Source organism: Streptomyces sp. NPDC050433, assembly GCF_044458565.1.
Classification (GTDB): Bacteria; Actinomycetota; Actinomycetes; order Streptomycetales; family Streptomycetaceae; genus Streptomyces.
Map to the genome: position 1 here is coordinate 70,550 of NZ_JBITIB010000037.1, position 16,238 is coordinate 86,787.

The 16,238-nt window shown below is 70.4% G+C and carries 11 protein-coding genes; 2 read left to right on the forward strand and 9 right to left on the reverse strand.

Annotated features, from left to right (window positions below; translation table 11 throughout):
• Positions 1-3: 3 nt before the first annotated feature.
• The 9 genes from ACIBLA_RS33090 to ACIBLA_RS33130 all read right to left on the reverse strand — a co-directional run bounded on the left by ACIBLA_RS33090 (position 4) and on the right by ACIBLA_RS33130 (position 14,364).
• Entirely contained in the window at positions 4-2,400 is a 2,397-nt protein-coding gene (locus ACIBLA_RS33090; protein WP_399200766.1) for a M20/M25/M40 family metallo-hydrolase, read from the reverse strand.
• A gap of 7 nt (positions 2,401-2,407) precedes the next feature.
• Positions 2,408-4,294, reverse strand: a complete 1,887-nt coding sequence (locus tag ACIBLA_RS33095; RefSeq protein WP_399200767.1) for a hypothetical protein — start codon at positions 4,292-4,294, stop codon at positions 2,408-2,410.
• On the reverse strand, positions 4,291-8,928 hold the full coding sequence (locus ACIBLA_RS33100) for an amino acid adenylation domain-containing protein (RefSeq protein ID WP_399200769.1): 4,638 nt from the start codon (positions 8,926-8,928) through the stop codon (positions 4,291-4,293). Before ACIBLA_RS33100 ends, ACIBLA_RS33095 begins: the two co-directional genes overlap by 4 nt.
• A complete protein-coding gene (locus ACIBLA_RS33105; protein WP_363245775.1) occupies positions 8,925-9,131 on the reverse strand; it encodes an MbtH family protein in 207 nt (68 codons plus the stop codon). Before ACIBLA_RS33105 ends, ACIBLA_RS33100 begins: the two co-directional genes overlap by 4 nt.
• Positions 9,132-9,133: 2 nt before the next feature.
• The gene (sbnB, locus tag ACIBLA_RS33110) at positions 9,134-10,195 is read right to left on the reverse strand and encodes a 2,3-diaminopropionate biosynthesis protein SbnB (protein ID WP_399200771.1); all 1,062 of its coding nucleotides are present in this window, start codon (positions 10,193-10,195) and stop codon (positions 9,134-9,136) included.
• Positions 10,176-11,210, reverse strand: coding sequence for a 2,3-diaminopropionate biosynthesis protein SbnA (sbnA, locus tag ACIBLA_RS33115; RefSeq protein WP_363245777.1), 1,035 nt, complete (start codon positions 11,208-11,210; stop codon positions 10,176-10,178). The genes sbnB and sbnA overlap by 20 nt, the downstream gene beginning before the upstream one ends.
• Complete coding sequence (gene glyA, locus ACIBLA_RS33120; RefSeq protein ID WP_363245778.1) at positions 11,207-12,607, reverse strand: serine hydroxymethyltransferase; 1,401 nt, start codon at positions 12,605-12,607, stop codon at positions 11,207-11,209. Before glyA ends, sbnA begins: the two co-directional genes overlap by 4 nt.
• Before the next feature lie 354 nt (positions 12,608-12,961).
• Positions 12,962-13,423, reverse strand: coding sequence for a cytochrome P450 (locus tag ACIBLA_RS33125; RefSeq protein WP_399200772.1), 462 nt, complete (start codon positions 13,421-13,423; stop codon positions 12,962-12,964).
• A gap of 77 nt (positions 13,424-13,500) precedes the next feature.
• A complete protein-coding gene (locus ACIBLA_RS33130) occupies positions 13,501-14,364 on the reverse strand; it encodes a sigma factor-like helix-turn-helix DNA-binding protein (RefSeq protein ID WP_399200776.1) in 864 nt (287 codons plus the stop codon).
• On the opposite strand from ACIBLA_RS33130, the gene ACIBLA_RS33135 reads away from it, so the two are divergent.
• A complete protein-coding gene (locus tag ACIBLA_RS33135; RefSeq protein ID WP_399200774.1) occupies positions 14,245-15,453 on the forward strand; it encodes an MFS transporter in 1,209 nt (402 codons plus the stop codon). The two genes, ACIBLA_RS33130 and ACIBLA_RS33135, sit on opposite strands and share 120 nt — an antisense overlap.
• A 127-nt stretch (positions 15,454-15,580) precedes the next feature.
• On the forward strand, positions 15,581-16,132 hold the full coding sequence (locus tag ACIBLA_RS33140) for a TetR family transcriptional regulator (protein ID WP_363245781.1): 552 nt from the start codon (positions 15,581-15,583) through the stop codon (positions 16,130-16,132).
• The last annotated feature ends 106 nt before the right edge of the window (positions 16,133-16,238 follow it).

Here is a 16,238-nt window from a genome sequence, read left to right on the forward strand (position 1 = left end):
TCCTCAGAGGGTGGTGATCTGACGGACGACCGCAGAATCGTCCGGGGCGAAACCGAAGGACACCGGGACGGTCCCCTTCGGGCGCGGGCCGACCAGCGCGGCGACCTCGGCCGGCAGCCCGATGGTGTAGTCGGACACGTCCACGGGCAGTTCGGCGCCCGCCTCGGTGTCGCAGGAGATGTCCACCCCATCGACGGCGCCCGCGCCGGTGAACTGGAAGACCACTCCCTCGGCGCCCTCGCCCTGCTTGGCGAGCGCGGCCTTGTCCATCCGTACGCCCGCGACGACACAGGACTTCAGCGGTTCACGCGGCAGCCGGATCTGTATCCGCCACGCCTCGCGCTGCGAGGTGGCCTTGAAACGCACCCGCCGGGTGTCGCCCGAGGTCGAGTCGTCGACCAGCTTCACGGTGGGCGCCGGCAGGTCGAGTCCGGGGGCACCGGCCGTCAGGACCGGCTCGTCCCCGCGCTGCGGGTAGTAGTCGGCCGCCGAGACACGCTCCGGGCTCTCGCCCAGCACCTTCCGTGTCCAGGCGTCCGGCTCAGGGTCGCCGGTGATCCACTTCGTGGTATTCCGGGACAGATCCTTCACGTACAGCAGGGAGTTGGGGCGCGGGTGCTCGGCGTCGAAGTCCGAGCGCAGCAGTCCGGTGCCCACCAGCGCCAGAGCCAGCACACCCGCCGCGGCGGCCAGCGTCCCCGGCCGGGGCAGCCGGGCCAGCAACGGCAGCAGCAGTACGGCGCCGATGCCCGCCACCAGCACCGCCACCGCAGCCAGCGGGATACCGAGCGCGATCAGGAGGTTGTCGACCAGCGGTGCGAACAGCACGATCGCCACGGCGGGGCCGGCCGCCGCGAGCAGTGTCCCCACCCAGGCCGGCGCCGCGGACCGCTCCTCCTCGGTGCCCCGGCAGGACCACCACAGCGCGGGCAGCGCCGCCAGCAGCGGCCACTGGAACAGGAAGCTCGTCCCCGGCACCACGATGACCAGCACCAGCAGCAGCACCGCCCCGACGACCAGCGCGCCGCCCAGCGACTCCGCCGGGCGCCGCCCCCGTAGCAGCCGGACCGCCGCCAACAGCGCGGCGGCGGCCAGCACCAGGAACCCGGCCGCGAAGTAGCCCCGTTCGTACGGCTCCGACAGCGGCAGCGCCGCGAGTTCCGGCCGCAGCGCCGCGGCGGCGGCCCACAGCCCGAGCGCACCGAGGGCCGCGACGAGCACCGCGCCGAAACCGGTGCCCGCCACCGCGAGCACCCCCGTCACCCGCAGCGCTGAGGCGCGCGCGCCCCGCCACACGACGACGGCCAGACCCAGGACGGTGAGCACGGCGAGCGGCAGCGCCCATCCACCCGGATAGTGCACGAGAACACGGGCGAAAAGGTCGAAGTAGACGCTGTTCCCGCCCTCGCGCAGCTCCCGCAGGTCCTGCTCGCCGAGCCCCCGGACCAGACCGAGCATCAGGTCGCCCTGGTGCTGGACACTGTCCCGGCTGAGCTGTTCGAGGTCGTCCCGCGGCGAGTGGTAGTCGTGGAAGCCGTGCAGGAACGCCGCGTTGAGACCGACGGCGCCCTCGTCACGGAAGACGGTGAAGTCGCTGCCGTTGGGCATCCGCTTGTAGACCTCGTACGCCAGCGAGTTGGCCACCGGCCTGCCGCTGTCCGCGAACGAGTCGATCAGCCGGCCGTTGCCCGTGCTGGTCTCGAACATCATCACGGGGCCCCGGCTGCCACGGGCCTCCCAGTTGAGCACCGCCCCGTACCCGTCGAGGCCGTTCTTCTGTACGAACATCTCCGCACCGAGCGCGCCGAGTTCCTCGCCGTCGGTGAAGAGGAACACCACGTCGTTGCGCAGCCCTCCGGCGCTCGTGACCGCGCGCATTGTCTCCAGCATGGCCGCGACGGCGGCGCCGTCGTCGGCGGCGCCCGGACCCGTCGGCACGGAGTCGTAGTGCGAGACGAGCAGCAGCGCCTTGCCGTCGCTGAGCCGCCGGTCCTTGCCCGGCACGCGGGCGATCACGTTGTGCGCCGTCGCGGCCGGGAACGGATTGCCCCAGGCCGGGCGTATGACGTCCCCGGACTCGACCCGGACGTCGGCGCCCAGCGCCCGCGCGGTGTCCGCGATGTAGCCGCGCACCCGCGCGTTGTCGGGGGTGCCCAGCGGGTGCGGTCGCTGCGCGATCTGCCGCAGATGCTCCTCGGCGCGCCCGGCGGAGAACTGCGCCGAGGGCGCGTTCGCGTCCTTCGCGGGCGGCGGTGCGGCGGCCATGACCGCCACGACGCCGAGGAGCGCCAGTACGGCCAGGACGGCGGGGAGCACCGCGCGGTGCGCGCCCCGGACACGGGCGTCGGGCGCGTCGGGCGCCGTGTCACGGGACAACTGCTCTGAGGTGTTCACGGACATGGCGGACTCAGGCCGTTCGCCAGAACGGGACGATGTTCTCGATCTTCTCGATCATGCCGTGGCAGTAGTTGCCGTGGTGATCGTTGCTCTGGCCGGCCATGAACGGGTACTGCAACCGCCTGTGGTCCACGGTGAACACCGAGCCGTTCGGCGGTGCGGGGTCCAGCCGGACCGCGCTCGCCAGGGCCTCGTGCCAGGACGGCTCCAACTCGACCGTGTATGTGCGGCCTTCACGGCCCGTCACCTTGAGGACCTCGAAGGCGTGGTCGTGCTCCTCCAGCGGCGTCGTGCTGTACGCGTACGGGCGGTTGAGCAGATCGATCTCGAACAGCCCGCGCGCCGTCTCGTCCGACCACCACGGCTGCGCCTTCGCGAACTCCCGCAACTGCCGGGTGAACAGCGCCCGGTGCTCGTGCAGCACTGTGTGGATGAACAGGCCGTAGTTGCCGACGTCGTAGTACAGCGCGTCCCGGATCGACCGCTCGACGTACTCGACGATCGGATCGTCCTCGGGCAGGGAGCGCCAGTGCTCGACGAATGCGGAGAACAGCTCGGGGAAGGTGATGATGCCCTTGCCGGTCAGATACTTGCTGGTGGCGCGGAGACTGCGGGTGTTGTGCACCGCGTGGACCGCGTAGAAGTACCGCATGCCCTCCACGAACTCTTCCGCGCTGACCTGCTCGGTGGCGACCACGATCTGCGCCTCGGCGACACCCCCGCCGGCGGGCCGGGTGACCAGGCCCAGCTTCTCCCGGTTGTGGTAGAGCGGTGTGTTGTTCAGCAGCAGATGCGAGTACGAGATGATCGTGTGCGCGTCCTTCTCGCACAGCGTGCCGATGCCGGCCTTGAACGTCTCCAGCGTCTCGCCCGGCAGCGGCCAGATCAGCTCGATGAACGAACTCAGCCCCCGGTCACGGAGATCGTCCTGGACCGAACCGAAGGCGTCCAGCTTGATGTTGTCCCGGCGGATGATCTTCAGGCTCTCCGGCTCCAGCGTCTGCATCGACACCGGCTGCGAGGTGACGAGCCCGGCCTCCTGGAAGATGCCGGTGATCTTCGTGACGGCGTGCGGCTTGTTCTTCGCCGAGGAGAAGTAGACGACGTTCGGCAGATGGTTCTCACGCGTCAGCGACGCGATGTGCTCGGAGAACTCCACGTCCCGCGCGAGCATGCCCCAGTTGGCGTCCGCGATGTAGAGGAACAGCGTGCCGTTGCGCGACATCCACGTCAGCTCGTCGCGCACCCGCTCCTCGTCGAAGCGGTACACCCGGTCGTTCGTCGCCGCGCCCCAGAAGCAGAAGCCGCAGTGGTACGGGCAGCCTCGGTTCGTCTCGATGATGCTGATGGTGTACTCGGGCGCGATGAGCCCGGACAGGAACGGCGACGGAATGCTGTCCAGGTCCTTGAGACGGGCCCGGTCGCCGGTGTTCACCAGCTCGCCGTCCTGATAGATGCTCAGCCCGGCGACCTTGCTGAGGTCGGGGCGCGGCTCCGTCAGCTCCCGCAGATACTCGGTGAAGGAGACCTCGCCCTCACCGTTGCACAGCGACAGCTTCTCGTCGTGCGGGTCGAGATAGCGCAGCCCGTGGTGCATCACCTGCGGGCCGCCCAGCATGATCCTGGCGTCCGGCTTCGCCTCACGCAGCATCTTCACCAACGGCCGCACCAGGCCGATGTTCCAGACGTACGCCGAGAACGCGAAGACGTCCGAGTCCTTGGCAAGCAGATCCCGCGCGATGGTGTCGAGCGGGGTCTTGATGCTGGTCGTGTACTTGTCGAAGCGGTACTCCTTGCTGACCACCGGGTCCGTCGACGCGTACGCCTCCAGATAGCCGGACACCAGTGGGGTGATCCTCTCGAACACCGAGAGCTCCACCGTCGTCACCGTCTTCATGCGTCCCTCATTTCCTTGCGGATGCGCGTCACCAGCCCGGTCAGCGGAGCCTCGGCCCCCGACCGCAGGTGTTCCAGTACGGCGATGAGCCCCGGCCCGAGGCGGTCGGCGTCGGGCGGCACGGGCCGGTCGGCGGCGAAGGTGAGGGCGAGTGCGTCCTGTGCGCCGCGCAGGATGTCGACCCGGACCGGGAACTCGGTCTGGGCCAGGCCGAGATCGCGCGTGAGCAGCGGATGGTCGACCGCGACCGGCAGCTCGGCCGCCTTCAGGGACTCGTCGACCGGGTAGTTGTCGAAGACCAGCACCGTGGCCAGGTCCCGTCCCCCGGCCATCTCCCCCAGCGGGAGCACACCGTGCTCCTCGGCGGTGGCCCGCTCCAGTTGCAGCCGCAGCGCGGCGTCCACCACCGGCTCGTCCTCCCGAGCGGTGAACCGCACGGGCATGGTGTTGATGAACGGCCCGACGGCCGCGTCGGCACCCGCGAGCGGGGGCCGGCCCGACGCGGTGATGCCGAACACCACGTCGTCGGTGCCCGAGCGGCCCGCCAGCACCACCGCCCAGGCCAGCTGGACCAGCGTGGCGAACGTGACGCCGCGCTCACGGCCCAACGTGTCCAGCGCGGCCAGCAGTTCGGCGTCCAGCTCGTGCACCAGCCGGACGGGACGGCCCACCTCCGCGGGCCCGTCCGCCGGATCCGGCGCCCAGGGGCCGGGGCAGTCACGCAGATACTCCGCCCAGAACCGCGCGGCGCCGCCCCGGTCCTGGTCCGCGATCCACTCGACATGCCGGGAGAACGCGAGGGGCTCGGGCAGCTCCGGCTGCTCACCGGCGGCGAACGCCAGGTAGGCGACGAGCAGTTCACGCCGCAGCTGCATGCAGGACCAGCCGTCCAGCAGGCTGTAGTGATGCAGCTGGGTGACCAGCCGCACCTCGTCCGTGAGTCGGTAGGACAGAAGCCGGATCAGCGGAGCCGTATCGAGCGCGAAACCGCCGCGCTGCTGCTCGTCCAGCTCGGCCAGGACCTCACGCTCCTGATCCTCGGGCGTCATCCCGCGCAAGTCCCGTGAGACGAGAGGCAGTTCCACCCGGTCGGCGACCACCGGCCGGGGCAGGCCGGACGCCAGGTCGCGGTAGGAGGTGCGCAGGATCGCGTGACGTTCGAACAGCCACTCCCAGGCCGCGTGGAACGCCTTCTCGTCCAGGTCGCCGGGGAGCGGGAACGCCGACTGGATGACATAGAGACCGGGCACCGGGCGCTGCCCGGCGACGGACAGCATGTGCCGCTGGATCGGCGCCAGTTGGGACGCCTCACCTGCCGCGTCCACGGCGTCGCCGCTCTGCCGCTCCGCCGGTTTCTCCGCTTCCTGTGCCGCCGCACGGTCCACGGCCGCCGCCAGCTCGCCGATGCTCTGGTGCTCGAACACCAGACGCGCCGACAGTTCGAGCCCGGCCGCGCGGGCGCGGGTCACCATCCGGATACAGGCCACCGAGTCACCGCCCACGGCGAAGAACCCGTCGTCGGCGGTGATGTCGTCACGCCCCAGCAGCTCGCGCCAGACCTCCGCGAGCGTCAGCTCGGTGGGCGTGCTCGGCGCCCGGCCGCCACCGGCGGCCCCGCCGACGGGGACTTCGGCACCGGGGGCCGGCAGCCGTCCCCGGTCCACCTTGCCGTTCGGGGTGAGCGGTATCCGCTCCAGGCGGACCAGGGAGGCGGGCACCATGTACGAGGGCAGAACCGAGCGCAGCCGCTCGCGCAGCGCACCCGTGTCCGGTTCCGTACCGGCCGCCGGCACCACGTAGCCGACGAGCGCGCGTACTCCGCCGGTCTCGGGGGCGGCCACCACCGCCTCGGCGACCTCGGGCTGGGCGCGCAGCGCCGCCTCGACCTCGCCCAGCTCGATACGGTTGCCCGCGATCTTCACCTGGAAGTCGATACGGCCCAGCAGCTCCAGGACCCCGTCCGGCCGCTGGCGCGCCAGGTCGCCGGTGCGGTACATGCGGTCGCCCGGCACCCCGCTGTACGGGTTGGGCACGAACCGCTCCGCCGTCTGCGCGGCGGCACCCAGATAGCCTCGGGCCAGCCCGACACCGCCGAGGAACAGCTCACCGGGCACGCCCTGCGGGACCAGATGCCCCTCGGGGTCCACGACGTACGCGAGTTGGTTGGCCATGGGCCGTCCGTACGGGATGCTCCGCCAGTCCGGGTCGACCTCGTCGATCTCGAAGATCGTGGAGTCCATCGACGCCTCCGTCGCCCCGCCCAGGCTGATGACGCGGGCGCCGGGGGACAGGGCACGCAGCCGGTCCGGCATCGTCACCGGGATCCAGTCGCCGCCCAGCAGCACGACACGCAGGGTGTCCAGCCGCTCGACGCTCAGGTCGGCCGCCGCGTCGATGAGCAGACCGAGCAGCGCGGGCACGGAGTGCCAGACGGTGACCCGGTGTTCGGCGATCAGGTCGAGCCAGTGGCCGGGGTCGCGCTCACGTGCCGGGTCGGGCAGGACGAGGGCGGCGCCCGCCAGCAGGGTGCCGATGACGTCGTACGCCGTCATGTCGAAGCCGAGCGACGACACCGACAGCACGGCGTCACCCTCGCCCACGGTGAAGCGGCTGTTGAAGTCGGCGAAGTTGTTGACGCGGCCCCGCTGGTCGAGGCTGACCGCCTTGGGCCGCCCGGTGGAACCGGAGGTGAAGATGACGTAGCAGAGGTCGTCCGGAACTGCCGGGGAGTCGAACGGCCTGTCCTCCAGGCCCTCCAGACGCTCCGTCAGTTCATCGAGCACCAGCACCGGTACGTCCGTCTCCGGCAGCCGCTCGCGGACCGAGCCGCTGCTCAGCACCGCCGTCGCCCCGGAGTCGTCGAGCATCAGCGCCAGCCGGCCGGCCGGGTGCGCGGTGTCCAGCGGCAGATAGGCGGCGCCGGCCTTCAGCACAGACAGGACGCAGAGCGGCAGGTCCGCGGTCCGGTCCGTCGCGATGCCGACCACCGTGCCGGGGCCCGCGCCGTGCTCGGCCAGGATCCGCGTCAGCCGGTTCGAGCGCCGGTCCAGCTCCGCGTAGCTGAGGGTGCCGGAGGTGGTGCGGACGGCCGGGGCGTCGGGGGACGCCGCCACGCGCCGCGCGAACAGCTCGGCGATCGTGCTGTCGTGGGGGAGGTCGACAGCCGTGTCGTTCCACTCGTGAGCCGTGCGGGAGGCCTCCTCGTCGCCGAGGACGGGCAGCGCCGAGAGCACCGTGTCGGGGTCGGAGACCAGGGCGGTGAGGGCGTGCTCCAGATGGCCCAGCAGGGCGTCGATACGCTCCGGCGTGAAGACGTCGGCGTCGTACTCGCAGCTGACGTCGATGCCGTCGGGCCCGTCCAGCAGCGACAGGTCCAGATCGAACTTGGCGGTGCCGTTGTGCAGGTCGAACCGCTCGACGCCGACACCGGGCAGGGCGCCGGCCTCCGGGACCTGCTGGTAGACGAACATCACCTGGAACAGCGGGTTGCGCGCGAGGGTGCGCTCCGGCCGCAGCCGGGCCACGACCTTCTCGAACGGCACGTCCTGATGGTCGTAGGAGGCCACCACGTCGTCCCGTACCTGGCGCACCGCCTCGACGGCCGTCGCCGTGCCCTGCGGGCGCACCCGAAGCACCAGCGTGTTGGCGAAGCAGCCGATGATTCCCTCGGTGTGCGGTGTCGGCCGGTTGGAGGCGGGCGTACCGATGAGGAAGTCCCGCTTCGCTGTCTGCCGGCGCAGCACCACGCCGAGCGCGGTCAGCGCGGTCATGAACGGGGTGACGCCGTGCTCCGCGGAGAACGCGTGGGTACGCGCGGCGAGTTCACGCGGCAGTCGCCGGCGCCGTCGGCCGCCGCGGTGCGTGGGCCGGGCCGGGCGGGGCCGGTCCGTCGGCAGGTCGAGCGACGTCTCGGCGCCCTCCAGCCAGGCCTCCCAGAAGTCGAGGCCCTTCTCCAGCCGTTCGCCCTCGGTGCGGGTGCGCTGCCAGCCCGCGTAGTCGGCGTACTGGACGGGCAGTTCGGGGAGCGTGGCCCGCTCACCCGCGCACAGCGCGCCGTACACGGCGGAGAACTCGCGGAACAGGATCTCCGTGGACGCGCCGTCGGTGGCGATGTGGTGGACCACGATGAGAAGGACGTGGTCGTCGTCCGCCAGCTCGATCAGCGCGGCACGCAGGGGCAGTTCGTGTGCCAGGTCGAACGGGGCCGCGGCGAGGTCGGCGGCCAGCGCCCGCGCGGCGGGCTCCCGCTGGTCCTCGGGGAGGGCGGACAGGTCCGTACGCGCGAGGCGCAGGTCCTCGTGATCGCCGAGGACCGTCCGCGGCTCGTCCCCGTGCGCGACATAAGTGGTGCGCAGGATCTCGTGGCGGCGCACCACCTCGCGCAGCGCCGACTGCGCCTCGGCCGCGCGCAGTTCGCCGCGCAGCCGCAGGGCCATGGGCACGTTGTAGAGACCGCTGTCCGGGTCCTGCTGCCACAGGAAGTGGAACTGCCACTGGGCGAAGGACAGCGGCCGGGGTCCCTCACCTCGGGGTATCTCGGGCCGGGCAGCCGCGCGACGCTCCGCGAGGAGCTTGGCGAGCAGCGCCTGGCGATTCGCGGGCAGAGCCGCCAGGCGCTCGTCCAGGGAAGTCACGTGGCCCTTCCCGAGAGACGCGTCCGGACCGACTTCGGGGTGAGATCCGTCCAGACCTCGGCGATGTGCTCCAGGCACTCCTCGCGGGTCCCGGCGAAACCTGTCTCGGTCCAGCCGGCCGGCAGCGCCCGCTCGGCGAACCAGATCGAGTGCTGCTCCTCGTGGTTGACCACGACCTTGTACCGCATGGTGTCGTCGCTCATGACTACCTCACTGCCTCGCCGAAGAAATCAGGGATGTCGTGTCCGTCGCCCTCGGCGACGGCCCGGTCGTGGACCCACTTGCCGATCGCCAGGTCCAGCACGCCGAGCCCGAAGGGCGCGAAGACGACCGGCCGGGTGCGGTCGAGGGAGACCTCGCCGCTCAGCACACCGGCGATGGTGCCGTCGATGAAGTCCCGGTTGCCGGCGCGCTGTTCGGCCAGATGCAACGAGGTCCGCTCGCGGACGGCGTGGTCCACGTCGTCGGTGATGTTCTGGGCACTCAGCACCATCTCCGGTGCCAGGTCGCGCAGCGACAGATGGAGCACCACGGGCGCGTGCGCCAGCAGACCGGGGTCGTGGATGTGCGGTTCGCCGGCGACCGTCGTGAGCACCACCAGGTCGCAGTCGGCGAACGACTCGCGCACCTCGTCGACGACGACCACGTCCTCGGCGCCCTCGTCGGCCAGCATCCGCCCGAAGCGCTCCGCGTGCGCGCGGTTCTGGTCGTACAGGCGGAACCCGCCGACCTTCCAGCCCAGGTCGCGCAGGAACTTCCAGACGTGCCCGGCGATGAGGCCGGTGCCGACCACACCGACCCGCGCGGCGCCCCGGCCGCCGGTCAGGGTCTCCGCGCCGAGCACGGCGGACGCCGCGGTGCGGGTGGCGGAGACGATGGACGACTCCATGCACACGAACGGGTAGCCGGTCTCGGTGTCGTTGAGGACGAGCGTGGCCGACGCCCTCGGGATACCGCGGGCCGACGGGTTCTCCGGGAAGCTGGCGATCCACTTGATGCCCGCGACCTCGAACTCACCGCCCAGATAGGCGGGGAGGGAGATGATCCGCGAGGTCGGGCGGTGCGGGAAGCGCAGAAAAGCGCTGTGCGGATTGGAGCTGTCCCCACTCGCGTGGGTGAGATAGCCGCGGCGTACGACGTCCACGCACTCGGGACGGTTGCCCTCGACGTGCTTGAGCACATCGGCGCCGGTGAGTGTACGCAGGGACGGCAGCGGGGGCAGCGGCGGTGGGGTGGGCAGGGACGGGTCAGAGGACGTACCCGGCATGACTTTCCTTTCGGCCCACCGACTGGGACAGCACGATGGTCCGCGCGGGGGCGGCGTCGTCGTCGAGGTGCTCGCGCACCCAGGTGGGGTCGTAGATCGTGTGTGCGTAGCTCACGCCTCGGTCGGCGCAGAGGAAGAGGACCGTCGGCCGGCTGCCCGGCGGCGGGAATCGTTCGAAGTAGCCGCGGATCGCCGCGTAGACGCTGCCCGTTGAGCCGCCCGCGTACAGGCCGTGGCGCCGGAACAGCTCGTGACAGCCGTCCACGGCCTGGCGCTCCGGGACGATGACGACGTCGTCGATCTCCGCCCGGCGGCACAGCTCCGGTACGACGCTGGAGCCGAGGCCGGGGATACGCCGGGGGCTGGGCGGCTGGCCGAAGATGGCCGAGCCCGCCGCGTCGACAGCCACCACGGTGATGTTCGGGAAGCGCTCCTTGAGCCGTCGGGAGACCCCGGCGATGGTGCCACCGGTGCTCACACCCACGAAGACGTAGTCGATGTTCCGGAAGACACCGCTCAGTTCACCCCCGGTCATCCGGTAGTGAGCCTCCAGGGCGTCCGGATTGGTGTACTGGTTGGGCCAGTACACCGGGGCCAGTTCGGCGCACAGCGACTTGACCCGTGCCAGCCGGGTACGGAGATAGCCGCCGGAGCCGTCGGGGTCCTCGACCTTGACCACCCGCTCGCAGATGTTCCGCAGGTACGCCTCGGTGGGCGCGTTGCAGTTGGGGTCGATGACCGGGACGAAACGGATGCCGAGCGCCTGGCAGAACGAGGCCATCGAGATCGCGAAGTTCCCGGAGGAGGATTCGACGACGGTGGTGTCCTGGGTGACGTCACCGCGCTCGATGGCCCGCTTGAGGATCCAGAACGCCGAGCGGTCCTTGCTGCTGCCGTTGGGGTTGGCGAATTCCAGTTTCGCGTACAACTCGACCTTGTCGTCCGCCAGTTTGACGACCGGCGTCTCCCCGAAGGACGCGCTGAGCATGTCGAGCCTGCCGAGCAGTGCGCTCACTCGTCGAGCTCCCAGCGGTCGACCGGGCCGTATCGCGGGATCGGGAACTGCGAGGTGAGCTTGCGGACTTCGGTACGCGCGGCCTGGCGGGTGAACTCCTCCAGCTCGTAGTCGCGGTCGCCGAGCGGGCGGACGGCGCGCAGGACGGAGTCGATGAGCCGCGCGCACTGGCGCATCTCAAGGGCACCGAAGCCGCGTTGGGCGATGGAGTTCGTCCCGATGCGCACACCGCTGGTGACGGCGGACGGCCTCGGGTCGCCGGGTATGTGGTTCTTGTTGACCACGATTCCGACCTCCTCCAGGGCCCGTTCCACGACCAGACCGCTCAACGGAGAACCGATGAAGTCCAGCAGCACGATGTGGTTGTCGGTGCCCCCGGTGATGACCCGGTAGCCCAGCTCGGTCAGGGCTTCGGCGAGCAGCGCCGCGTTGTCGACGATCCGCCGTGCGGTCGCGCGGTACTCCTCGCCCTGGACGAGGTGCAGCATCCGCGCCTTGGCCGCGATGGCGGGAAGGACCGGCGCGCCCTGGAAGTACGGGAAGACCGCCCGTGACAGCTGCTGCGAGAGCGGTTTCCCACGTTTGCCCGTCGGGGTGTCCGCGTCCCGGCCGGACATGATCAGCGCGCCGCGCGGGCCGCCGAGTTGCTTGTGCGTGCATGTCGTGGTGATGTGCGCATGGTCGATGGGACTGGGGTGCAGACCGGTGGCCACCAGGCCCGCGATATGGGAGATGTCCGCCAGCAGAAGGGCGCCGGCCTCGTCCGCGATCTCGCGGAACCGGGCGAATTCGACGGTTCTCGGATAGGCGGTGGCACCGCAGATGATCATCTTAGGGCGGTGTTCGAGCGCGAGTTCCCTGACCTGCTCGTAGTCGATGCGTCCCGCGTCGTCGATACCGTAATTGACGGCCTTGAAGTAGGTGCCGGAATAAGCGACCGGATATCCATGGGTGAGATGACCGCCCTGGTCCAGCTTCATTCCCAGGATGACATCGCCCGGATCGAGGAGCGCGGAAAGGACGGCGTAATTCGCGGTCGTGGCCGAGTGGGCCTGCACATTCGCGTAACGGGCCCCGAAAACGGCCATGGCCCGGTCGATCGCGTACTGCTCGACGGGGTCGATCTCCCGGCAGCCCGCATGATAGCGCGCACCGGGGAGTCCTTCAGCGGTGACGTTCATCGCGACGGACGACATGCAGGCCAGGATCGACGGATCGACGATGCTGGACGACGCCACCATCATCAACGTGTCGTTCTGCCGGTTGTGTTCGGCCGTCAGCGCGCGATGCAGCAGGGGGTCCTCCAGGGCGAGCAGATCCGCCCCGCCTTGCAGGAAAGGCCCCAGCGCCGAACGTAACTGCCCGCCGTGTTCGGCCCGGCGTCCTTGGAAAACCATGCGGCAGCGTACCCCCCCGGGTGAATCGTCACGCCGTCCTGCCGAGGACGGTGCGACGTAATGGCACGACGTTCTGAGAACTCACGGGGAGAGCGCGAAAAAATACCACGCACGCACCTTGACCAGGGTGCGTACGGCATGGTTTCCGCGAAAAGCTTCCCCCGCTTATCGCAATGATAAAGCCCTCTCGGCCGGAGCCTGTCCTCGGCTCGACCGGTGAGGTTGAGAATGTCATATGCGACACCCTGCGTCCAGTCCCAACTTTAACCTCTGCGGGGCTGCACGTTACCTAACCGGTATCCGGTCGCACGGCCCGGCCGGCTCCTCCTGGACGGGGATTCATGCCCTATTCAGCTATCGCGGCGACGTGCTCGTGATGTGCGAATGCGAACGTTGCGATGGTGATTGCCGGCCGGGTGTGCCGCGGGAGCTGCCAGCGGACCAGGAGTCGCCGGACTCCGCCCAGCGGGGAGCCGGGAAGCCACTCCAGATCGTCCGGTTCGGCGTCCAGGACGAGGTCCGGACCGGCGGGGCGCCGAGACAGTAGTGGATCCCGTGTCCGAAGGCGAGGTGCCCGTGGGTGTCCCGCTCGATGTCGAAGCGCTCGGAGTCCTCGAACTTGCTCTCGTCGCGATTCGCGGCTGCCAGCGCGACCAGCACCGGATCCCCCGCGGGGATGACCGTGTCCCCGATGGCCGAAGGCCCGGCGCGACGCCGCCCCGTCAGGCACGTGTACCCAGTGCAGCGGCCCGTCTTCATGGCGCCGTGTCCCCGTTCCCCGTGGTCGCGCGCCCCTTCGAGCGCCGTCGCCAGCATGCCACGGCGAAGACGGCGGGATCGTCTGCTTTTTTCTCAAGTCCGTTGCGCCGGGGCGCCCTTGACCAGATCGGCGATCAACTCGTCGTCTTCTGGCCGTCCGTCCAGGTACGGAGCTTCTCGGGGTTGCGCACTGCCCAGATGTGCTTGATCCGGTCGCCCACGACATGGAAGGCGAACACCGTGACGGTGACGCCGTCGAATTGCGAGACCAGGCCGGGCCGGCCGTTGACGGTACGCTCCCGGATCGTCAGGCCGGGAGGCGCCGCGTTGGTGATGTCGGCATAGGTGCGCGCGATCTGTGCACCGCCTTCGATGGGGTGGAGTACGGCTCTGACGAGTCCGCCGCTGTCGGCGGTCATGGTGGCATCGGGGTCCAGGAGGCCGATGAGGGCGGCGATGTCGGTGGTCTCCCATGCCCGCTTGAAGTCCCTCACGATGCCGGCCTGCCGCGCCGTCGGAGTCGCGGGAGCCTCCTGCGACACGCGGACTCGGCGGCGGGCCGTGGAGGCCAGCTGGCGGCAGGCCGCCGGTGTGCGGCCGGTGATCTCGGCGATTTCGGCGAAGGCGTAGCGGAAGACGTCATGGAGGATGAACGCGACGCGCTCTGCCGGGGTCATGGATTCGAGCACCACGAGGAAGGCCATGTTCACCGACTCGTCCAGGGTGATCCGGTCGGCCGGGTCGAGCGTGGCGTCACCCGGCCGCCCGGTGACCCACTCCGTGGGCTCGGGCAGCGGCTCGGGGATCCATTGACCCGAGAACCGGCAGCCTACGGGGAGGAGTGTACGTTCGTACGCTCTGATTGTAGGCTCGCGCTCATGACTGTTGACGTACTGCGCCCGCCCGCCCTTGCCGAACGGCAGGCCCGCACGGCCGTTGCCGTGCTCTTCTTCACCAACGGGGCGCTGTTCGCCAACCTTCTGCCGCGTTTTCCGCAGATCAAGGCGGACCTCGGCATCGGCAACGCCGCCTACGGGCTGGCCGTCGCGGCGTTCCCCACGGGCGCCATCGCGGCCGGCCTGGCGGCCGGGGTGCTCGTCCGCCGACTGGGATCCGGACGCGTGGCCGTGGCAGGCACTCTGCTGACCGGCACGGGCGTCCTGGCCGCCGGTCTCGCCGACTCCGTGGTGCTGTTCGCGTCGGCCCTTTTCCTGGCCGGGGCGAGCGACGCGATCACCGATGTCGCGCAGAACGCCCACGGGCTGCGCGTGCAGCGCCGCTACGGCCGCTCCATCATCAACTCCTTCCACGCCATCTGGTCCGTCGGCGCGGTCGTCGGGGGCTCCATGGCCGCCGGAGCCATCGCGCTCGGGCTGCCGCGCGGGCAGCATCTGCTGATCTCGGCGGTGGTGTTCGGCACCGCCGCCTGCGTGGCGCTGCGGTTCTGTCTGACCGGGCCCGACACCGAGCCGGACGCGGGGGACCCGAAGCGGGAGCGCGAGCCGGGGCATGAGGAGCGTACGAAAGTCCAGCCGCGCATCCGCTACGTGCTGGCCGCGCTCGTCGTCATCGGCGCGGCCGGCACGCTCGTCGAGGACGCGGGCAGCTCCTGGGCCGCGCTCTACCTCTCCGACTCGCTCCACGCCTCGGCGACGCTCGCCGCCTCCGGCTACATCGCCCTGGTCGGAGCCCAGTTCATCGGCCGCCTGATCGGCGACAGGCTCGTCGACCGGTTCGGCCAGCGTACGGTCGCGCGCCTCGGCGGGCTCGTCGTCGCCGTCGGCATGGGCCTGGCCCTGGCCGTGCCCACGGCGACCGGCACGACCCTCGGGTTCGCCGCGGCCGGATTCGGGGTGGCGACCCTGGTGCCCGCGGCGATGCACGAGGCCGACGAACTGCCCGGCCTCAAGCCGGGTTCAGGGCTCACGATCGTCTCCTGGCTGATGCGGCTCGGCTTCCTGCTCTCGCCGCCGATCGTCGGGCTCGTCGCCGACGCGACCAGCCTGCGGGTCGGCCTGCTGGTGGTGCCCCTGGCCGGGCTGAGCGTGATGCTGCTGGCAGGGGTGCTACGGCCCCGAGACAGGTAATCGGCCGCTGGTCCATGTACGTTCCCACCTATGCCGATGGACCACCGCGGGCAGGACCCGCGCACGAAGACCGTCCGCCGCCCACAGCGGGCCGTACGCCCGGTCCGTCCCCTCTGAGCGCGACGACATGGCCACCGGACACACCGACCCGCAGCGCCGCGAACGCATCATCGCCGCCACTCTCGACCTCATCGCCGAAGAGGGCCTTGCCCGCGTCTCCCACCGCAAGATCGCCGCGCGAGCCGGCGTGCCCCTGGGCTCGATGACATACCACTTCAGCGGCATCGACGAACTGCTGCGCGAAGCCTTCGGCCGCTTCACCGACCACATCGTCCAGGTCTTCGACACCTATCTCTCCGCCCCCACCGACCGCGCCCAGGCACGAGCGGCGGTGGCCGACCTCGTCCACGCCCTGTCCGAGGGGCCGCAGCGCGACCTCGTCCTCACCCAGGAGCTGTACACCCTCGCCTCACGTCAACCGGACTACCGAGAACTCACCCACGAGTGGATGCGCCGCAGCCGCGTCCACCTGGAGAAACACTTCGACCCGGCGACCGCCCGCCAACTCGATGCCCTCATCGAGGGCTTGACACTCCACCGCGCCCTGGCCCGCGAACCGCACGACCGCACACTGACGCTTGAGGCCATCACCCGCATCACCACGACCACCGCGGGCTGATCCGCGTGGCGCCTAGATGAGTAAGTCCGAAGTCGTGGTCGTGTGCATGAAGCGAGGGTCTCGTTGGTCCGTTTGTGACGACAGACCTCGAAACCCTCGCGCTTGC